Annotated in this window: 17 protein-coding genes; 10 read left to right on the forward strand and 7 right to left on the reverse strand. The window is 40.6% G+C overall.

Going from position 1 to position 18,700, the window contains the following annotated elements:
* The first annotated feature begins 16 nt into the window (after positions 1-16).
* Positions 17-1,129 carry a ribonuclease D gene (gene rnd, locus AB4298_RS16520; protein ID WP_371987537.1) on the forward strand — a complete coding sequence of 371 codons (1,113 nt, stop codon included), beginning with the start codon at positions 17-19 and terminating at the stop codon, positions 1,127-1,129.
* 146 nt (positions 1,130-1,275) lie between these two features.
* Here the strand turns inward: rnd and minE are convergent, their stop codons facing one another.
* From minE to minC, 3 genes are read right to left on the reverse strand one after another with little or no spacing between them, the layout of a single operon-like run.
* A complete protein-coding gene (gene minE / locus AB4298_RS16525; RefSeq protein WP_248470561.1) occupies positions 1,276-1,536 on the reverse strand; it encodes a cell division topological specificity factor MinE in 261 nt (86 codons plus the stop codon).
* 2 nt (positions 1,537-1,538) lie between these two features.
* Complete coding sequence (gene minD / locus AB4298_RS16530) at positions 1,539-2,348, reverse strand: septum site-determining protein MinD (protein ID WP_371987538.1); 810 nt, start codon at positions 2,346-2,348, stop codon at positions 1,539-1,541.
* A 28-nt stretch (positions 2,349-2,376) separates the two neighbouring features.
* A complete protein-coding gene (gene minC / locus AB4298_RS16535; RefSeq protein WP_371987539.1) occupies positions 2,377-3,042 on the reverse strand; it encodes a septum site-determining protein MinC in 666 nt (221 codons plus the stop codon).
* 120 nt (positions 3,043-3,162) lie between these two features.
* On the opposite strand from minC, the gene AB4298_RS16540 reads away from it, so the two are divergent.
* The 3 genes from AB4298_RS16540 to AB4298_RS16550 all read left to right on the forward strand — a co-directional run bounded on the left by AB4298_RS16540 (position 3,163) and on the right by AB4298_RS16550 (position 5,265).
* Entirely contained in the window at positions 3,163-3,444 is a 282-nt protein-coding gene (locus AB4298_RS16540; protein WP_371987627.1) for a YcgL domain-containing protein, read from the forward strand.
* A gap of 39 nt (positions 3,445-3,483) precedes the next feature.
* Entirely contained in the window at positions 3,484-4,479 is a 996-nt protein-coding gene (locus AB4298_RS16545) for a lytic murein transglycosylase (RefSeq protein ID WP_371987541.1), read from the forward strand.
* A gap of 345 nt (positions 4,480-4,824) precedes the next feature.
* Positions 4,825-5,265 (forward strand): YcgN family cysteine cluster protein, encoded by a 441-nt coding sequence (locus AB4298_RS16550; protein WP_371987542.1) that lies wholly within the window; start codon positions 4,825-4,827, stop codon positions 5,263-5,265.
* Positions 5,266-5,347: 82 nt separating this feature from the next.
* On the opposite strand, the gene dsbB is transcribed toward AB4298_RS16550, so the two are convergent.
* Together dsbB and nhaB are read right to left on the reverse strand one after the other, a co-directional pair.
* Entirely contained in the window at positions 5,348-5,860 is a 513-nt protein-coding gene (dsbB, locus tag AB4298_RS16555; RefSeq protein WP_248997386.1) for a disulfide bond formation protein DsbB, read from the reverse strand.
* Positions 5,861-5,953: 93 nt separating this feature from the next.
* On the reverse strand, positions 5,954-7,540 hold the full coding sequence (gene nhaB / locus AB4298_RS16560; protein ID WP_371987543.1) for a sodium/proton antiporter NhaB: 1,587 nt from the start codon (positions 7,538-7,540) through the stop codon (positions 5,954-5,956).
* Between the two features lie 308 nt (positions 7,541-7,848).
* On the opposite strand from nhaB, the gene fadR reads away from it, so the two are divergent.
* Entirely contained in the window at positions 7,849-8,568 is a 720-nt protein-coding gene (fadR, locus tag AB4298_RS16565; RefSeq protein ID WP_248997384.1) for a fatty acid metabolism transcriptional regulator FadR, read from the forward strand.
* A 97-nt stretch (positions 8,569-8,665) separates the two neighbouring features.
* Here the strand turns inward: fadR and AB4298_RS16570 are convergent, their stop codons facing one another.
* Together AB4298_RS16570 and AB4298_RS16575 are read right to left on the reverse strand one after the other, a co-directional pair.
* Positions 8,666-12,694: a translocation/assembly module TamB domain-containing protein gene (locus AB4298_RS16570; RefSeq protein WP_371987544.1), complete on the reverse strand. Its 4,029-nt coding sequence runs from the start codon at positions 12,692-12,694 to the stop codon at positions 8,666-8,668.
* The gene (locus AB4298_RS16575) at positions 12,691-14,538 is read right to left on the reverse strand and encodes an autotransporter assembly complex protein TamA (protein ID WP_371987545.1); all 1,848 of its coding nucleotides are present in this window, start codon (positions 14,536-14,538) and stop codon (positions 12,691-12,693) included. The genes AB4298_RS16570 and AB4298_RS16575 overlap by 4 nt, the downstream gene beginning before the upstream one ends.
* Positions 14,539-14,673: 135 nt before the next feature.
* On the opposite strand from AB4298_RS16575, the gene AB4298_RS16580 reads away from it, so the two are divergent.
* The 5 genes from AB4298_RS16580 to AB4298_RS16600 all read left to right on the forward strand — a co-directional run bounded on the left by AB4298_RS16580 (position 14,674) and on the right by AB4298_RS16600 (position 18,561).
* Positions 14,674-15,747 (forward strand): isoaspartyl peptidase/L-asparaginase family protein, encoded by a 1,074-nt coding sequence (locus tag AB4298_RS16580; protein WP_371987546.1) that lies wholly within the window; start codon positions 14,674-14,676, stop codon positions 15,745-15,747.
* 190 nt (positions 15,748-15,937) lie between these two features.
* Complete coding sequence (locus AB4298_RS16585) at positions 15,938-16,267, forward strand: hypothetical protein (protein WP_371987547.1); 330 nt, start codon at positions 15,938-15,940, stop codon at positions 16,265-16,267.
* A 309-nt stretch (positions 16,268-16,576) separates the two neighbouring features.
* The gene (gene gpt, locus AB4298_RS16590) at positions 16,577-17,032 is read left to right on the forward strand and encodes a xanthine phosphoribosyltransferase (protein ID WP_248997380.1); all 456 of its coding nucleotides are present in this window, start codon (positions 16,577-16,579) and stop codon (positions 17,030-17,032) included.
* A 345-nt stretch (positions 17,033-17,377) separates the two neighbouring features.
* On the forward strand, positions 17,378-17,854 hold the full coding sequence (locus tag AB4298_RS16595; RefSeq protein ID WP_248997379.1) for a DM13 domain-containing protein: 477 nt from the start codon (positions 17,378-17,380) through the stop codon (positions 17,852-17,854).
* Between the two features lie 290 nt (positions 17,855-18,144).
* Positions 18,145-18,561 (forward strand): CBS domain-containing protein, encoded by a 417-nt coding sequence (locus AB4298_RS16600; protein WP_248997378.1) that lies wholly within the window; start codon positions 18,145-18,147, stop codon positions 18,559-18,561.
* Positions 18,562-18,700: the final 139 nt, after the last annotated feature.

The raw sequence follows: 18,700 nt of genomic DNA on the forward strand, positions 1-18,700 counted from the left end.
TATGGAGTAGACAACTTTGTTAGCGTTTCAATATATTGAAGATGATGCCAGTTTAGCGGCCCTTGTAGAGCAATACCAAGCAGCTGATTTATTGGTGCTAGACACAGAATTTGTTCGTACTCGCACCTACTATGCAAGATTAGGTCTTATTCAAGCCTATGATGGTAAAACACTCGCGCTAATCGATCCATTGGCCGTGAGTAATTTACATCTATTTTGGCAACTGCTTAAGAAAGAAAGCAGTGTAAAGCTACTTCATTCATGCAGCGAAGATTTAGAAGTGTTTGCTCATTATGGGCAATGCCAACCAACTAACTTGTTTGATAGCCAAATAGCGGCAAGTTTAGCTAGCATGGGGCACGGTTTGGGTTACGCGAAACTCGTTGAGCAAACATTAGAAGTCAGCTTAGATAAAGGTGAATCACGTACTGATTGGATTAAGCGTCCTCTGACCGAAGCGCAGTTAAACTATGCCGCCAATGATGTTTATTATCTTTATAAGCTATATCCACAATTGGTGCAGAAATTAAAAGAGCAGGGCAGACTCGATTGGGTATATGAAGAAGGTGAACGTATCACTCAAGGTCGACTCGATCTTCCTGAGCCAGATACAGCTTACTTAAAGGTTAAAAATGCTTTTCAGCTCACCAGCAATCAGCTTGCGGTGCTGAGAGACTTAGCTAGCTGGCGTTTAAGACGTGCATTGCAAAAGGATTTAGCATTAGGTTTTGTGGTCAAAGATCATGCGTTGATTGGTCTTGCCAAGAAACAACCTAAAAACAGTAATGATCTGTATAAGCTAACCGAGCTTACTGAGCAAGAAAAGCGTATTCATGGTAAAGAGATTTGCCGGATTATAGCTAATGTTAGCTTTGATAATCCGCCTAAACCGCTAGATGTGATAGCGCTGAAGACAGGTTATAAAATTGCATTTAAGAGCATTAAAAATTGTATTACAGAGCAAGCGGAAGTACACAATATTCCAATTGAACTACTTGGCTCTAAGAAGTTTATTCACGAGTATCTAGAGTGGGTTTGGGCCGGTAAGCAAGGTGATAAGCCGCTAATCTTAACGGGATGGCGTGAAGCGATTGTCGCAGAAGCACTTTACGCACTGAAGCTCCAATAATTCAGTAGTTAACGTTAAGTATTGAAAACGAATAAAAAGCCCGCAATAGCGGGCTTTTTATTACTCTAAGTTTGATATCACTTTCTGCTTGGTACCAATAGCACAGCTACACAGCCACTATTGATAACAAGAAAGCTAACTAAAAATTAGTTTTGCTCTGGTAGGGTGACATTAAGCTCGAGTACCGACAAGTTTTCGTCATTTTGATCAAGCTGCACAGAGACTTGATCTGGGCCTACTTGCACATACTTACGGATCACTTCAATGATTTCTTGCTTCATCTGCGGAAAATAATCCGGTGCATCACGTTCACCGCGCTGATGGGCTACGATGATTTGCAGTCGCTCTTTAGCTGTGACAGCCGTGCTGGGCTTTTTATTTGTTTTAAAGTAATCAAGTAAGGACATAGTTAGCTACCAAAAATTCGTTTTAAGAAACCTTTCTTCTCTTCCTTAAGAAATCGGAAAGGCAGTTCTTCACCTAATAACCTTTCTACAGCATCGCTGTAAGCCATACCTGCATCGCTTTCTTGATCGATAATAACAGGTACACCAGAGTTAGAGGCTTTGAGTACGGCTTGTGATTCTGGGATCACGCCGATCAATGGGATAGCTAAGATCTCTTCTACATCTTGCACACTTAGCATTTCACCGGTAGTTACTCGAGCTGGAGAGTAGCGAGTTAGTAGCAAGTATTCTTTCACCGGCTCTAAACCGTCTTCAGCACGCTTAGACTTGCTTTGTAACATACCCAAGATACGGTCTGAATCGCGCACTGAGCTGACTTCAGGGTTAGTTGTTACAACCGCTACATCTGCAAAGTACAGCGCCATCATGGCACCTGTTTCAATACCCGCAGGTGAGTCACAAATAATGTATTCAAAATCTTTAGCGAGATCTTCTAATACCTTACCTACACCCTCTTTGGTTAATGCATCTTTGTCACGGGTTTGTGACGCTGGCAAGACGAATAATTTTGGTGTGCGCTTATCTTTAATCAAAGCTTGATTAAGGTTTGCTTCGCCATTAATTACATTAACAAAGTCATATACCACTCGGCGCTCACAGCCCATGATTAAGTCTAAGTTACGTAGACCAATATCAAAATCGATAACCACGGTTTTATGGCCTTTCATCGCAAGACCAGTGGCAATTGCAGCACTTGAGGTGGTTTTACCCACGCCGCCTTTACCCGATGTGACAACAATAATTTGCGCCATTTATAATAATCCTTTCAATTTTGCGCTCTTACAGAGGCAATGATTCAACCGTAAGCGTTTCGCCTTCTAGGCGAATACAACCGCTTGGAGCGGCTCCGTTTTGCTGAAGATTTTCAGTTAACCAGTATTGACCTGCAATCGATACCAGTTCTGCTTCAATTTTTTGTGCCATGATGACAGTATTTCTGTCACCCGCTGCGCCAGCCATCGCTTTACCACGCAATGTGCCGTATATATGGATACTGCCATCAGCAATTACTTCTGCACCGTTACCCACTGCGCCAATAATGATTAAGTCTGCATTCTTGGCGTAGATTTGTTGCCCTGATCGGACATTTTGCTTAACGATTTTAGTCGTTTTAGGTAATTGAGGCTGTGAAGTGGCTTCTTTTCCTGATTTTACTGCTGCAAGACCAATAGATTTAGCTTGTTTTGTGAGCGCGGCAGATGCACTTGTTATGCCCACAACAATCAAATGACGACTGGTTAATATTTCTTTTAAACCAAGTATGTCAAAATCTTCAGTTTGAATAGCACTAAGGTTAACCACTAAAGGTGCACCAATAAAAAACTGTGGTGCAATGGCGAGCTTAGCATCTAACTCAGCTGCTATAACTGCCATATCATCATTGTTGATATGCAGTACAGAAAGAGTAAAAGAGGAGCCTTTTAATTCTAGGCTAGGTGTTTGCATTCCTGTATTGCTCTCTAGAAAAGTTCAGCACGAGGCCGATATCCATTATATTCCTAACGGTCCATGGTATAGTGTGCTTTCGTAGCTGGCAAGTTGAATAGTTTGGAAATTGAGTCGTATATGATCTGTGCAGTGTATAAAAGCCTTAGAAAGGCCGAAAGTTACCTTTTCGTTGAAAAACGTAATGATTTTGAACGTGTTCCTGAAGCATTAATGGCCATGTTTGGTGAGCCACAATTAGTGATGATGCTACCGATAGAAAAACGCGACCATTTAGGTTTTGCCGATATCCATAAAGTAAGAGCAGAGTTGAAAGAGAAAGGATTTTATTTGCAGCTGCCCCCTCCAGTTGTTAATTTACTAGAACAACATAAGAAAGACATCGGCTTTAACCCTGATTAACCTTTAGGGAAAGCCATTATAGGTGTATCAAGGGGATTTATGGGTTTAGAAAAACATGTTTTGGTTCTGGCTTTTTGTTTGAGTGTTATGCCGGTGGTTGGGGCTGCCGAAGAGCAAGTTAAAGGTTCTTTTAGTGATTATGTTGCGACTTTAAAGCAACTAGCCGCAGATAAAGGGATTAGTTTAGAAACAATTAATGATGTTTTTCCCAAAATAAAGCGATTTAAAAAAGCGCAGGTCGGAAAAACCAACGAACCTGTTGTATTAGCAACACTTGATACCTACCTACCAAACGCCGTGCCGCAATCTAAAGTCGATACGGCGCGTGCTTTTTACAAGCAACATCAACAACAACTGATTACGATTGGCAAACACTATGGTGTTCAGCCTCGCTTTATTGTGGCCATTTTGGGGGTAGACGCTAACTTTGGTAAGCTGGGTAGTAATTACTCCGTTTTATCGGTTAGCGCTTCTTTAGCTTTTGCAGGCGAGCGCGAAGCGTTCTATCAGAAGCAATTTATTGATGCGCTCAAGATTATTGAAAGAGATAACATCGCTTTTGCTGACCTAAAAAGTAATTCCACCGGTAAGATGGGATTAAATCAATTTAACCCAAGTATTTACTTAGATTACGCCCAAGACGGCGATGGTGATGGTAAAAAAGATATTTGGAGTAATATCAGCGATGCTTTTGCCTCTATTGCATATTACCTACAACAAAATGGTTGGAAAGATTCACAGACTTGGGGGCGGCAGGTAAAAGTCCCCGTGAACTTTAATTCAAATTTCGCGGGTTTAAAAATTGAAAAGACATTTACGGAGTGGCAAAGTTTAGGTGTAACCCGTTTTGATGGAAGTACTTTGCCAAAACGCGACGATATGTATGTTTCAATGGTGATGCCCGACGGTGTGAGTGGTCGAAAATATCTGGTGTATGGTAACTATCGCAGCTTGCGAAGTTGGAAGGATTCGGACTATTTTGCCATTACAGTAAGTTACCTTTCCGAAAGAATTAAATTTCCAGCGATTATCTAACGACCTGTTAATTTGATTTCATCTGCTATTACCGTTTTTCGTTGACGACCCATAAGTTCAACTTATGTTGTAGGCGTGCTTTTTTGCGAGAAGTTGTCATAAACTAGCGTTTTTTTATCACGATAAGTTGGGTTGTCGTAGGTGCTAGATAGCCATCTTTAGTTGTAGAACTTAATAGATGGTAGTTGCTCTGCTTAAATGTTGTACGCAAATGTCAGCGATATCACAATAATTGCAATTTTGTCGCCTTAACTAAAATAGAAAACGAATGTGTGGTGGGCACAGATATGACTGCGCTGTATAATGCGCGCCTAAATTGGTTGAATACGAGTTAATGAGTTAAGCATGGCATTTTGGAACGAAAAAAACTTAGCGCAAATGAGCACTGAAGAGTGGGAGTCACTTTGTGATGGTTGTGGTAAATGCTGTCTAAATAAACTCATTGATGATGAAACTGAAGAGCTTTATTACACCAATGCCGCCTGCCAATTACTAGATAACAAAGCAGGGCATTGCACCAACTATGAGCAGCGTTTTAAGTTTGTTCCAAGTTGTACTAAAGTGACCGTAGATAATATTGAGTCATTAACTTGGTTACCCGATAGTTGCGCTTATCGTCGTTTATTTATGGGGCGTGAGCTTCCAACTTGGCACCCTCTGCGCACAGGCTCAAAAGAGGCTATGATCTTGGCCGGTATGTCAGTTGCTGGTAAAGTTACCTGCGAGACAAAAGTACGTGATATTGAAGACCACATCGTTTTGTGGCCTATGAAAGATATTGAATAAACAGTTGTGGTCTTTGCTCAATATATAAATAAAAACGCCCTATTTAGTCGGGCGTTTTTTTATGGGGTTAACTTAATACTCTCTATTTAATCGACTTTTTAAGTGCTGGGATCATAAACACCAGCAGGGCTAGCAGATAAACACTGAAAGCGATAATCATATATTGCCCCATAGTTACGCCCATAAACTCCCATGGGATATCAGTGCACATACCTGTTGGCATAAATACTGATGGTAACCACTCATGCAGCTGTAGCCAACTAGGGAATTCTGGTAAGTATGAGCAAGTTGCAAAAGGAGAGGGGTTAGTTTGCATATCGACTAATTCAATTGCGAGCTTAAGCCCCCATCCTGCGCTAACTCCCCAAGTTGCTAGACCTATAAAACGTGCAATTCGTGAATTATGACCTATAACACCAATCAATCCAGCAAACACTAAGCCAAAAACCGCGACGCGTTGATAGATACACATAACGCAGGGACTGAGCTGCATAACGTATTGAAAGAATAGGGCTGCTAGTTCAAGTGCAACAGCTGAAAACATCAAGATCAGCCAGGCGGTACGTGAGTGAGCAAAATTGGTTAGTGCATTCAACGACAAAGTCTCCATTGCAAGTAAAAAAAACGCCCTATTGAATAGGGCGTTTTATATGACTAACTATTTAATAAATAGTTCAGATAAGGCTTATCAATGAGATGATACTACACCACCTACAGCTGCTTGAGCAGAGTGATGGATTAACATTTGACTGTCATAGAAGTATTGAGTCATCTGTTCTAACGCTCCTAATTGAATAGCAAGAACACCAACGATAGATAAAACGATCGTATATGGCAGTGCCATCCACACCATTCTGCCGTAAGAAAGGCGGATAAGTGGAGCGATTGCTGATGTTAGCAAGAATAGGAACGCAGCTTGACCATTAGGCGTTGCAACTGAAGGTAGGTTAGTACCTGTATTGATAGCTACGGCTAGTAGGTCGAACTGATCACGAGTAATTTGGCCATTAAGTAGCGCTGATTTCACTTCGTTAATGTATACCGTACCCACGAATACGTTATCACTCACCATTGAAAGCAGACCGTTAGCGATGTAGAAAATAACTAACTGAGTGTTACCTTCATAGCTTAGTGCCCACTGGATAACTGGTGCAAACAATTGCTGATCAATAATTACTGCAACGATCGCAAAGAAAACGGCTAATAGTGCTGTAAAAGGTAACGCTTCTTCAAAAGCTTTACCAAGTGCATGTTCGTTAGTGATACCGTTAAATGCAGTTGCTAGAATAATTACAGATAGACCGATTAAGCCCACTGAAGCCAAATGTAGCGCAAGACCTGCGATTAACCACACACCAATAACTGCTTGGATTAGTAGTTTAACTTTGTCATGTTTAGTGCGGTTAGCATCTTCATGAGCATCGTAGTCTGAAAGGATTTTATGAACCGCTTCAGGTAGTTGCTGACCATAGCCAAATACTTTGAATTTCTCTACTAAGAAACACGTCGTAATACCAGCAAAGAATACTGGTACAGTTACTGGTGACATGCGAATAGCAAATTCAGCGAACTGCCAGTTAGCTTGCGCAGCAATAATTAGGTTTTGTGGCTCACCAACCATGGTACAAACACCACCTAATGCAGTACCAACACCGGCATGCATAAGTAGGTTGCGTAGGAAACCACGGAATGATTCTAGTTCTTCTTCACATAACTGATTTTGACCATCAGAGGTGTGGTCATGGCTGTCGCCAAAGCTCTTGCCTGATGCCACTTTGTGGTAAATAGAGTAGAAACCAACTGCAACTGTAATAATAACTGCGATAACTGTTAACGCATCCAAGAATGCAGATAGGAATGCAGATGAAATACAGAACAACAAAGATACCGCTACTTTAGAACGAACCTTAGTGATCATCTTGGTAAATACAAATAGTAGCAATTGCTTCATGAAGTAAATACCAGCAACCATGAAGACTAATAATAGGACTACTTCAAGGTTTGCTTCGATTTCATGCAGCACCTGGCTAGGCGATGTCATACCAATGGCGACAGCTTCAATCGCTAATAAACCACCTGGTTGAAGTGGGTAACATTTTAGGGCCATTGCTAAAGTGAAGATAAACTCAACAACTAACAGCCAGCCAGCCACAAACGGATTAAAATAAAATACGATTGGGTTGATCACTAAAAACGATATGATCGCGATTTTGAACCACTTTGGTGAATTACCCAAGAAGTTGTCAAGAAACGCCCGACTCATTGTCACAGGCATGGAATCCTCTCTATTTGATATCTATATATAGTTGCTAATAACAACATTTTAATGAAATTTGCTACCAGCTATAATTAAGCCGATGCTAAAGATAAAACCTTTTTGAAAACTTAAAAAGCCCATAATGACGAAACAGCTATCTATATCAAAAAAATGTCATTTAAAATGGCCTGTTAGCGTAAAAAATGAGCGGTCTAGCCCGTTTCTGTATTTAGTCACTATCAATTCGCGCTGTTTTGGTTTTCATTTTTCATGGCTCTGGTATGATCTGTCCCAGAACAACACTAATAATTGGATAGAGTAGCCACATGATCATCAATGCCAAAGGCCCTGCAAGTTTTGCAGAGAAGTATATTGTACGATCCATATGGGAAAATAAGTTTCCTCCAGGCTCTATTCTTCCTGCTGAGCGAGAGCTGTCTGAATTAATCGGCGTAACTCGCACAACGTTACGAGAAGTATTGCAGCGTTTAGCACGAGACGGCTGGTTGACTATCCAGCATGGTAAGCCAACTCGCGTGAATAATTTTTGGGAAACATCAGGTCTAAATATTCTTGAGACCATAGCAGAACTTAACCCTGATGGTTTTCCTGAGCTAGTCGATCAATTGTTATCTGCGCGTAGCAGTGTGAGCGCTATCTATTTTAGAGGTGCAATTCGTAATAATCCAGATAAAGCCGTTGCGGCTTTATCTGAGCTTGATGCGTTAGAAGATAATGCTGAAGCGTATGCGGAATTCGATTATGAGTTACAGCATACTTTAGCATTTTCCTCAGGAAACCCACTCTATGTATTGATCTTAAACGGCTTTAAAGGCTTATACAGCAGAGTAGGGCGTTATTATTTTTCAAGCCCAGAAGCACGAGCCTTGGCTATGGAGTTTTATAAGCAGCTACAAGCATTAGCGGTTGATAAAAACTACGTAGATGTACCAGCATTAATGCGCACATACGGTATTAACAGTGGCATGATGTGGCAAAGTTTGCGAGATAATATGCCAGAAAATCTCGGACACTCAGATACTTAAGTTAGATAGTTCAATCTGTTATCACAGCCGCTAATATATAAAGCCATCATTTAAGATGGCTTTTTTGTGACGATTAAAATGCGTCACTATCTAAACGCTATAAATCAAAGCTGTAATAAATATCTAAAGACTGTTCTATGGTACCTGATACGGTTTCTAAGTAGAGTTGAGACAGTAAGTAATAGCGCACAGTCATCTCATAGCCAGGATTAAATACTCCAACACCATATTTGACCATTAATTTTTCGCCAATAAAACCACTAATTGCAAAGCGACCATCGTCATTGGCATCTAGCTGTACGTTAGAGAAACCAATTTTTTCAATAATTCCGGTTGCCGTATTGCCAATATTGCCAATTGCACCGCCGCCAATTTGACTACTTAAGGTTAATGCCGCGCCCATCATTAGGCCGCTGTTTTGGTCGACACTGTTATTACTAAGTCCTGTACCACGGACAATATAATTTAAAATTTCTGCCTGTTCTTTGGTTGGGTTTGAGAAAAGGTTAACAACAGGTTTCAATGGTGTTCCTGTAATGCGAACACCTGCTATTACATCTTCATCTTTAATTTCACGCACTGCTTCGATGTTAAGGTTTGGCACATCTATAGGGCCAATGAACTGCATCTCACCCGCTCGTATTTCAAGGGTTTGTCCCATAAATTTATAATTGCCATCGACAACTTTTATTTCACCAAATAACAAAGGTGGCCTGAAAGGATCTTGTTTTAGTTCTAATTTACCTAATAGCTTTCCGGTAAGGCCCATACCGTCAACTCGTAAGTCGTCACCTACATTTAAATTAACTTGAGCAGATACAGCGAGTGGTGACACTTTGGTTTCTTGAGAAGCTAAGCTATCTTCAAAAACTACATCTTTGGAAACGGCTATACCTCCTTCAGGCAACTGTACGATGGTGATTTTCCCTGAAGGCACATTAATATCGCCACTGATATCAAAAGATTCATTGGTGAACTTAACTTTTAGATCTGTACCGACGTTCAAAATGGCGAGTGGGGGCTGAATGACGGCTAAGTCTTTACCCTTAATATCGAAGCTACCTTTTAACTTGCGCTCAGCCCAGTCTAATTGACCGTCAACAAAGGCCTGACCTTTGCCCATTTTTAACTCGCCATCTATTTGGGCTTTTTTACCTGCAAAGATAAAATCAAGATCGATATCTTCAAGTAGCGTTGGGTTTGCTGTTGCCATAATCGAGCCATTATTTAAGGCTATTTTCCCCGAAACTTTTGGATCGCTTAGGCTTCCGCCAATGGTGAGTTCACTGGATATTATCCCCTCTAAAACTTCAAGTTCTGGAAGCAGAACAGCTAGGGCTTGCAGGTTGATTTCCTGCAGCGCTAGTTTGCCATCCATTTGTCTATCTGGTGTAACATTAATACCAAGGTTGGCATCCAATGTTGCAATTTTATTAGACTCAAGAGCAAGTGAAGTCAATAGTTGCTTTTCATCTAGGCGGCTTCTAAGTTGCAGTGATTTATAGCCAACCGCAACATTACTGTTATTGGTGGCTTTAAAGTCGATCTTGCCTTCAGTTAGCTGAAGATCGACATTACCAATTGGTTTACGGTCTGCAAACCATTGGATGTTTGAGGTGAGTATAGCGGGACCAGTCCAATCAATACTTTCTGGCAACCATGGTTCAGCTAATTTGCCCAGATCACCAACAAACTCCAGCGCAGCTTGGCCGCTTAAACCAAGGGTGATGTCTTGTTTTGCACATAACTTACCACCTGAGTGAGATAAACAAAATGGTTGTAAAGTACCACTCTGCTTATCTATCAGATAACTCCCTTCTAAGGGAGTGTCGAGGTCCACCGATCCAAGCTTTGAAGCTAACGATAGGCTCTTTATTTGAGCCTCAATACGATGTAATTTTTGATCATACTGGCTTACTATCTGGCTATTTAGTGCTAGCTCGCCTGTTGTTCCAAGCTTTAATGACTGCGCAGCGAGATCACCTTTTGCTGCTAGTGTTACGTCGTTGAGTTCAAGATCTTGGTACTTAAAATTGTATAAGTCCATTTGAGCATTGAATGCTTGGTTATCAAATGGTTTGTAATGTCCATTCACAGACATGGTTTCAAGTTCTAGAGTCTGAAATTCAAGATCTGTTGCAGTCAGTGCGACTTCAATATCAGGGTGCTCATTCTCGCCTGAAACATTGATATCAGCATTGATAGTCCCGCTAGCATCTTGCTGCCATAAACTTAAATCCGGTACGGTTAGTTCCCCATTAAGTGACCAATTTTTTTCAACTTCACCTTGTATAAATAAACGGCTTTGCAGTGCGTTAACATTTAGTCCATCAGAACTTAAATGCCACTTGTCATTGATAGCGAGATCACCAACGACATTGAGAGGGTATTGCATTACATGACCATAGAGATCGGCATTGTTTAGGTTTACTGACCAAGTATGATCGAGCAGACTATATTTCCCTGAGCTATTAATCGGGCCGCTAATGTCGCTAGCAGGAAGAGGGTTGTCTTTTGATAATGTTAATTGACTTATATCGAATGTTTGCGCTGCGATTTTCGCGTTCCACTTTAATTGGTCTGCATAATCAAATTTGCCTTGTATCACCAAATCACCAAGAGCACTGTTATAGGCGTGGAGTTTTTCAAACACTAGTTGTGCATTGGTGTGGCTAAATACAGTATCTATATCTAATTTGGGTTGATAAGGTGACGAAAAGTCTCCTTTTAAATTGACGTGTTGCTCAGCTAAATCACCTTGGCTAACCATTCTGATATTTTCAGCAATAAAGTCTGGGTTCTCTAGAGGCCATTGTAATTTTTTTGCGGTTAAATTTAAGCTGTAAGGGATCTTTGAGTTTGCGAGTTTGATATTTGAAGTAAGGTCGAAATCAAACTGGCCGCTACCAACAATATGACTTTTAAGTTCGTTAAAGCCTTGGTTAACCGTGACCGTTAAATGTTGTTTGTTTAGTCCAGGAATCTCTTTCACTTTTTCAAGTGATATCGTCGAATGAATATCCATAGGATAATCATCGAGAAGAGACATTTGCCCTAACAGTCTAATATCTCCGTAGCTATGACTAGCACTAAAATCGTCGATATTGATGAGAAACTGCTGGTAACTTCCGCTTAAATGTAACTTGCTAAAGTGATCCTTTCTTGGGCCAAGAATTAGATCTCCATTGTCTATATCTAAGGCTTCAACAAATACAGGGATAGGCATGAAGACTTCAGGTAGGTTTGCCATTGCCCAGTCTTTGGCTAGATCTACTTTGTTAGTTGTACTACCGGTTTCTTGTGTTACTGCACTTTCAATCTTATTGCCAGTATTTGTTTTAGTATTTGTTGGGTTAGATAAAGGAATAGAAACCAATAGACCTTCGGCGTAGACAGAACTGGCACGGATCCCCGTAGATAACCATTCAGCACTTAAGTTTAATTGGTTTGCATTAAAGTCCATATCATTAACGCGTACAGTCACTTGTTGCAGGACGCTACTGTTTAAGGTGATACCAAAGGGAAGGGTGATTTCTTTGTTTTCTTCAGTCGTCTCGGTTTCTGCAGGCCCTATCGCCTCTGCAGTGACTACATTTGCCAATGGGTCATCAGTCGACACACTGGACAACACATCAGGTGTAGTTACGGATGCAGCTTCTTGAGTTTTGGTGGTGTCAACTTGTGTTGATGGGTCATTGTTATCAGTTCCAATTAACGCAGTATCAATCTCAACATTGACTTTGGAGCTTGAAAGCTGCTCCACACAAAGCTGTTTTTGCATTAAACACATCGGGTTCCAAGCGAGGACTAAATCGCTGACCTCTACGGCTACACCATTCATCTGCCAAGTGCCATAGTTAAGCTCTAACTGACGATTTATTTGCCCAGACTTATAACTAACCTCGAGATCTGGCACCAACATATCTGCCAGCTTAACGGTAATATGGCTACCAAACTCGGTACCAATTAATACGGCAAGGCTGATTAGTAACAGAAGTGGGGCATAAATAAGAATACGGCTACATAGTTTAAACCAGCGCCAAATTTTAAGGCGATAGCTGAGTGCAACTGGTTTTTTATTTTCAGTCGATGTCGGCATATTTGTTTTATCTTCAGGAGCAATCATAATTCAGCTCCCATCGTGATATGAATGCGCCATGGGCGGCTAATGGTATCTGTTTCTTTTAAGCCGACACCAACATCAAGCTTTACCGGGCCAATCGGTGAGATCCAGTGAATACCTGCACCCACCGAGGTAATTAATTCTATTTGGTTAACATCAAAAGCATTACCAGCATCAATGAATGTTGCGACCCGCCACGTTGGGGTTACGTAATATTGATACTCAATACTACCGACCATTAAGTAACGTCCACCAACAACTTCACGTACAACTTGGCCTTCATCATTGACTGAATCAATTGAAGGGCCAAGCTCGTTATAACTATAACCACGAATACTTTGGTCACCACCGGCAAAATAGCGCAGCGAAGGCGGTATATTTTCTAATGATGAGTCACTGGTAAGGTTAGCGGCCATGTCTAAGCGCGACACAATTCGATGTTTATCAAAAAAGGTATCAATCCATTTAAACTTAGATTGTAGGCGTGCAAGTCTTACCTCTGATCCTAATGCTGGGTCTGCGTATTCAATACTATAAAATTGAAAGAAGCCTGATTTAGGATCGAGTGAGTTATCACCTCGGCTAGTTCTAGATAAGCTGGTGCCAAAAAGTACATAGCGAGGATCATAATCAACACCGGACTGTTGATAAGTCTCTTTCATGATCTCGGCTGAGTAGTTAAATAACCATTTGTTTTTTAGTCGTTGCTGTCTAATTACGGCAAACAACATTTTTGATGACTCAAGCTGGCCAGTATTACTAAAGTCACGGTCTTCAGCGTCATAAACTTGAGTAACGCCGTATTTGTCACGCAGCATACCCGTGCGCAGTTTCAATTGGTCATCCAGTGGATGAGTCAATGGAATTGTATAAGTCGTTAAGAATTTTGGCTTTTCTGGTGACCATTCTGCTGTGGTTTCCTGAGAGTGGCCATACTTGTTAATTTGCGGTGTCCGCCAAGTGACTCGCACTCGAGGCTCAAGATTATTGTCTACGGTGTTACCAATGTCTGCACCTAATCCGAGCTCGATAGAATGGTTAGGTCTAGGGCTTAATTCTACTCTAACAGGTACTTGTATGCCTTCTACCTGATCAACCAAAGGGAGAACTTTTATATTTGAAAAGTAGCCAGTGTCTAATAACTGCCTATTTAACTGGCCCAAGTTACCCGTACTGTATGGCGCATCTAATTTAAATGGTACCAATTGTTGCAACAGTTGTGGTTCTAGGGTCGAGCCAGTAAAAGTTACTTCACCTATGTGATAGCGTTTGCCCGAGTTGTAATATAGTGCGATTTTTGCAGTGTTAAAGTCTCGGTCAACGACAATTTCAGCTTTATCAAACTTGCCATCAAAATAGCCGCGCGCAAGCGCAAGCGTTAATAGTTGCGATTTGATATCATCATAAACACCTTGATTAAGGCGATCACCTGGGCGCACTTTTAATGTGCTGAGCCATTTTTCAAAAAGAGGATCGGTTTGCATCTCTCCCTTTACTTGGATATCAACCCAACTTATTAATGTTGGTTTACCTGCATCGATAGTGAGTTTGAGTACCCAAGGTTTTTTGTCATTGTTAACGACTTCTTGCTTCACTTTACTGTGGTAATAGCCCATTGAATGCATAGCAGCTTCAATATTGTCTTCAGCATTAAAGATAAAAGCTCGGCGTTGTACGCTAGAGTCGGGTAATGCACCAAGGTGAGCGCTGACGTTACGCGCTAACGAGCCCTCGACACCTTTTATGTCGAGAGTTAACCAATCCTTTGCTCGTACAGAAAACGTTGCCAATGTAAGACAGGCAATCAGCAAGATTGAAAACGTTACTCGAAAGAAACTTATCAACAAAAATCAGACTCTTATTATTGGTTTAATGCGGACAGCCTATTGTCACTAGAATCGTGAACTCAAGCAAGTTGCTGATTGTAATTATGGCTGAAAATGGTTACAAAGAGGGCAAATAAATAGAATTGGAGAAGGTTTGTGAATTATAAGGCCCTGAGTAGTGCATTGTTGGTTGTTTTATCTACAGGTTTGTCAGCAAATGTGACTGCAAATGAAAAACCTTTTTCTATTGCTATACATGGCGGTGCTGGAACCATCTCTAAAGCGAATTTAACGGCTGAACAGCAAAAAGCCTATCGCGAGAAGTTACAAGAAGCTGTTGATGCTGGATATGATGTATTGGCCAAGGGTGGTGATAGTTTAGTTGCAATTAAAACATCGATAAATATTCTGGAAAACAGCCCATTATTTAATGCAGGTGTTGGCGCTGTTTACACATTTGATGGTGCCCATGAGTTAGATGCCTCTATTATGGATGGCAAAACGATGAATGCTGGCGCAGTGGCCGGGGTTAAACATATTAAGAATCCAATTGATTTGGCTATTACTGTGATGGAAAAGTCACCGCATGTAATGTTGTCAGGTCAAGGCGCTGAGGAGTTTGCCTTAACTCAGGGATATCAGCTTGTACCTGCTAACCATTTTGATACCGATAATCGTTACCAACAGTTAAAAAGTGCGAAAGAAAAAATTCAAAAAGCAGAATCTAATCCAGATTACCAAGCAAGTATTGGCTCAAGTAGCCATCATAATTATCAACAAAGTGCCCTCGATTATAGTGAATTCGATTACAAGTTTGGCACGGTTGGAGCGGTTGCACTTGACCAAAATGGAAACCTAGCAGCGGGAACCTCTACAGGAGGCATGACTGCAAAACGCTTTGGTCGCATTGGCGATTCACCGGTTATCGGCGCAGGCACTTACGCGGAAAATGGAGTATGTGCGGTTTCCGCAACGGGGCATGGCGAATATTTTATTCGATATCACGTAGCTGGTGATATTTGTGCAAAAGTTAAATATCAGAATAAATCGATTATTCAAGCGGCAGATGAAGTGATTAATCAGCGTTTAATAACTGCAGGTGGAACAGGTGGGGTTATTGCTATTGATCATCGCGGCAATATCGCGACACCTTTTAATACCGAAGGTATGTACCGCGCAACGCGTAAAAACAACGAACCCGCTCAAGTAATGATATGGTCTGACTTATAATTTAACTTAAGCTAGATGGTACGTGAGTAAGCCCTAATTCTTTGGATATTAGGGCTTTTTTGTTGACCATTCAATTTAAATTGTTATTCACTAATTAAATACTTACTAAAGGTTTATAATGTGGGTAACGAGGTACGTAAACGCAATCATTGGCCTCATTACCTTACTTTTAATCAAAGCCGTCATGCCCATGAAAGCTCAAATCTGCACCACTAAAAAGCCCGATAGAGCAACTGCCATGATGCAAATTATTGAGCAGGTTAAACAAGAGTTCCCGCTATATGAGTCTGAGACCTTTGTTTGTGGACCTGATGGAAATTGTTTAGGCTGCCCTAAAAAGTTACTTGAGTTGGTAGATACCGAACTTAGCTATTGGGAAAGTGCAATTGCTAACGGTAATGTGCCACAATTTGATGACATTCGCCGATTTGGTAAGCTTTGTAGTAATGTAAAACGTGGCTTAAACCGTAATGGCGTTTTAGAAAAGTACCAGCAAATCAAAGCGATTAATTTGAGTTAATCGTTCTTAACCAAAAATAGTACGCTCAAAATAACAGCTCGTCGTCTACCGTTACTATCTAGCAGAGCTATTTTTTACGGGGCATATCTAGCATTAACTCACCATATTAGTTAATAATTATTTATAAAATTAGTCTTATAGTGTAACGGCTTATACTTTGGTGGTGTTGTAAAGTGAGCCTAATTTAGGCGAAGTCTAAATCTGTGAAATAGCTCACTAATATTTATTTGTATGACTATGAATAAAAAGCCAAAATGCCGCGCAATCTCTTCCCCCTCAAAATAGCGTACTCGCATAAAAAGGTTGCACATGAGCAAAAAATTTCTGATCACTTGGGATCAAATGCAAGGTTATACCCGTGAATTGGCCGAACGTTTACTACCTGTCGAGCAATGGCAAGGTATTATTGCTGTTAGCCGTGGCGGTTTGGTACCAGCTGCAATTCTGGCTCGCGAGTTAGGTATTCGTCATGTAGATACCATCTGTATTTCAAGCTACGATCACGATCATCAAAGAGAAACTAAAATCATTAAGCAAGCACCGGGAGATGGTGAAGGCTTCATCGTAATTGATGATTTGGTGGATAGTGGCTCAACAGCTAAAATCGTGCGCGAAATTTATCCTAAAGCTAAGTTCGTTACCGTATGTGCTAAGCCAGCGGGTAAGCCACTTGTTGATGATTACATTGTCGATATTGCTCAAGATACCTGGATTGAACAACCTTGGGATACAGGCGTTAGCTTTAGAGAGCCGCTTTGTAAGTAATTTGCTTTTAAGCAATATGCTAAATCTAAAAACCGAATCGTTAACGCTGTTCGGTTTTTTTGTCGCTGGAATTTGTAGTAACTAGTTGCTGTCGTTGAATGACCACCTTCTAATTGTCATCATTTACTTTTAATCTTACCTAAGAACATTTTATAGGTATCTTTTGAGGTTACTTATTATTTGGTGGTGCAGAGGTTAAGCTAATGATAGGTTCAGTGCAGAGTATGCTAACAAGCGATTGGATTCAGATTAACAAAGTCAGTCGTGCTTGTTGTTTAGTCGTGACATAATCAGCCTTACTTCATTATATTAGAGTTGTCGGACGTTTTTAAAAAAGGCAAAGATATGAAGTTAAAGAAAATGATATTACTGTTAATAAGCCACTTGCTTATAGGTTTATTTGGAGTGGCTTTAGGCATTTATATATTGCCTATTCTTATTGCGCCAGCATCACCAACAGTCGCTGAATTATCAACGCTATCTTCTCAAGCACAGTATGTAGGGACCTTCAAAAAAGACCTGAAAGACAGTGATTATTTTCACTGGGGAGAAGGGAAGATATTGGTTGGTCAGGAGCATATTACATTAGTAGGAAGCCTTGCGCCTGGGCCAGATTATAGGCTTTATTTATCACCGGAATTTGTTGAAACTGAAACTGATTTTAAGCGATTGAAAGCCAATATGATTTTCGTTGGTCCTGTTACAACCTTTAATCACTTTACAGTTAAAATGCCCCAAGGTATTCAAGTGTCAAAATATAATACTGTAATAGTGTGGTGTGAGACATTTAGTGAATTTATTACCTCAGCTAAATACCAATAATACAGCTTATATATGCTATCAGTCTGCAGACAACACTTGGGGCCACTTTTCTTTCTAAACATTTAAGCGCTTAAAATGTGTAGTGATTGCTTCATTTTGAAGTTGTTCTAGTATTGTAGAACTCTGTAATTTTGAGCTGATGTAAGCGCCATTTGTTTTGCTGAGTTTGCGTTCTGTTTGACATACCCTTTAAATTTTCTTTTGGGCGATTAAGCTTATCGGTTTAATCCACACCCTTGTTGTTCATTCTTAGCTAAACTAACGATAGAACAACCAAATAGGGGAACGAAATGGATTCAATAAATGTACAAGAGCATATGGATCGTCAACCTGTATTGTTAACGCCAACTATGTCGTTGGCCACAGCGGTTGAAAAACTGCTTGATAATAAAAAACTCGGTGCACCAGTAGTTGAAGCTGACGGTTCTTTAGTGGGCTTTTTATCGCAGCAAGATTGTTTAGCGGCAATGCTTAAAAGTAGTTACCACTGTGATTTAACTGCGATTGTTAAAGATTGTATGCGCACCGATGTGCTATCAGTAACACCGAGTACCAGTGTGCTTCTGTTAGCAGAACAAATGCTTGGCCCTAAGCCTAAGGTATATCCGGTTGTTGAAGAAGGTAAAGTCATCGGTACTATCAATCGAACCAATGTATTGCAAGCCATTAACACCTATATGCAGCAATGTTATTTAACGCCGGCCTAGTTTACTGCGCTGCAGGATAGCAAACGAACTCATTTAATAACAGGTTAAGTACAACTACATTTATTAAAAGCATAAGACACAAAAGGGCAGTAAATGCGTTTTTGTGTTTTTTGTGCCTAGAGAAACACCAATCCTAAAT

Origin of the sequence: Shewanella sp. 10N.261.52.F9 (assembly GCF_041471165.1) — a bacterium.
Classification (GTDB): domain Bacteria; phylum Pseudomonadota; class Gammaproteobacteria; order Enterobacterales; family Shewanellaceae; genus Shewanella; species Shewanella marinintestina.

Excerpts from the sequence above, each read along its gene's own strand:
- minE (WP_248470561.1), bottom strand. The coding sequence starts at position 1,536 with ATGTCCTTACTTGATTACTTTAAAACAAATAAAAAGCCCAGCACGGCT.
- minD (WP_371987538.1), bottom strand. The coding sequence starts at position 2,348 with ATGGCGCAAATTATTGTTGTCACATCGGGTAAAGGCGGCGTGGGTAAA.
- minC (WP_371987539.1), bottom strand. The coding sequence starts at position 3,042 with ATGCAAACACCTAGCCTAGAATTAAAAGGCTCCTCTTTTACTCTTTCT.
- AB4298_RS16540 (WP_371987627.1), top strand. The coding sequence starts at position 3,163 with ATGATCTGTGCAGTGTATAAAAGCCTTAGAAAGGCCGAAAGTTACCTT.
- AB4298_RS16545 (WP_371987541.1), top strand. The coding sequence starts at position 3,484 with ATGGGTTTAGAAAAACATGTTTTGGTTCTGGCTTTTTGTTTGAGTGTT.
- AB4298_RS16550 (WP_371987542.1), top strand. The coding sequence starts at position 4,825 with ATGGCATTTTGGAACGAAAAAAACTTAGCGCAAATGAGCACTGAAGAG.
- nhaB (WP_371987543.1), bottom strand. The coding sequence starts at position 7,540 with ATGCCTGTGACAATGAGTCGGGCGTTTCTTGACAACTTCTTGGGTAAT.
- fadR (WP_248997384.1), top strand. The coding sequence starts at position 7,849 with ATGATCATCAATGCCAAAGGCCCTGCAAGTTTTGCAGAGAAGTATATT.
- AB4298_RS16570 (WP_371987544.1), bottom strand. The coding sequence starts at position 12,694 with ATGATTGCTCCTGAAGATAAAACAAATATGCCGACATCGACTGAAAAT.
- AB4298_RS16585 (WP_371987547.1), top strand. The coding sequence starts at position 15,938 with ATGAAAGCTCAAATCTGCACCACTAAAAAGCCCGATAGAGCAACTGCC.
- gpt (WP_248997380.1), top strand. The coding sequence starts at position 16,577 with ATGAGCAAAAAATTTCTGATCACTTGGGATCAAATGCAAGGTTATACC.
- AB4298_RS16595 (WP_248997379.1), top strand. The coding sequence starts at position 17,378 with ATGAAGTTAAAGAAAATGATATTACTGTTAATAAGCCACTTGCTTATA.
- AB4298_RS16600 (WP_248997378.1), top strand. The coding sequence starts at position 18,145 with ATGGATTCAATAAATGTACAAGAGCATATGGATCGTCAACCTGTATTG.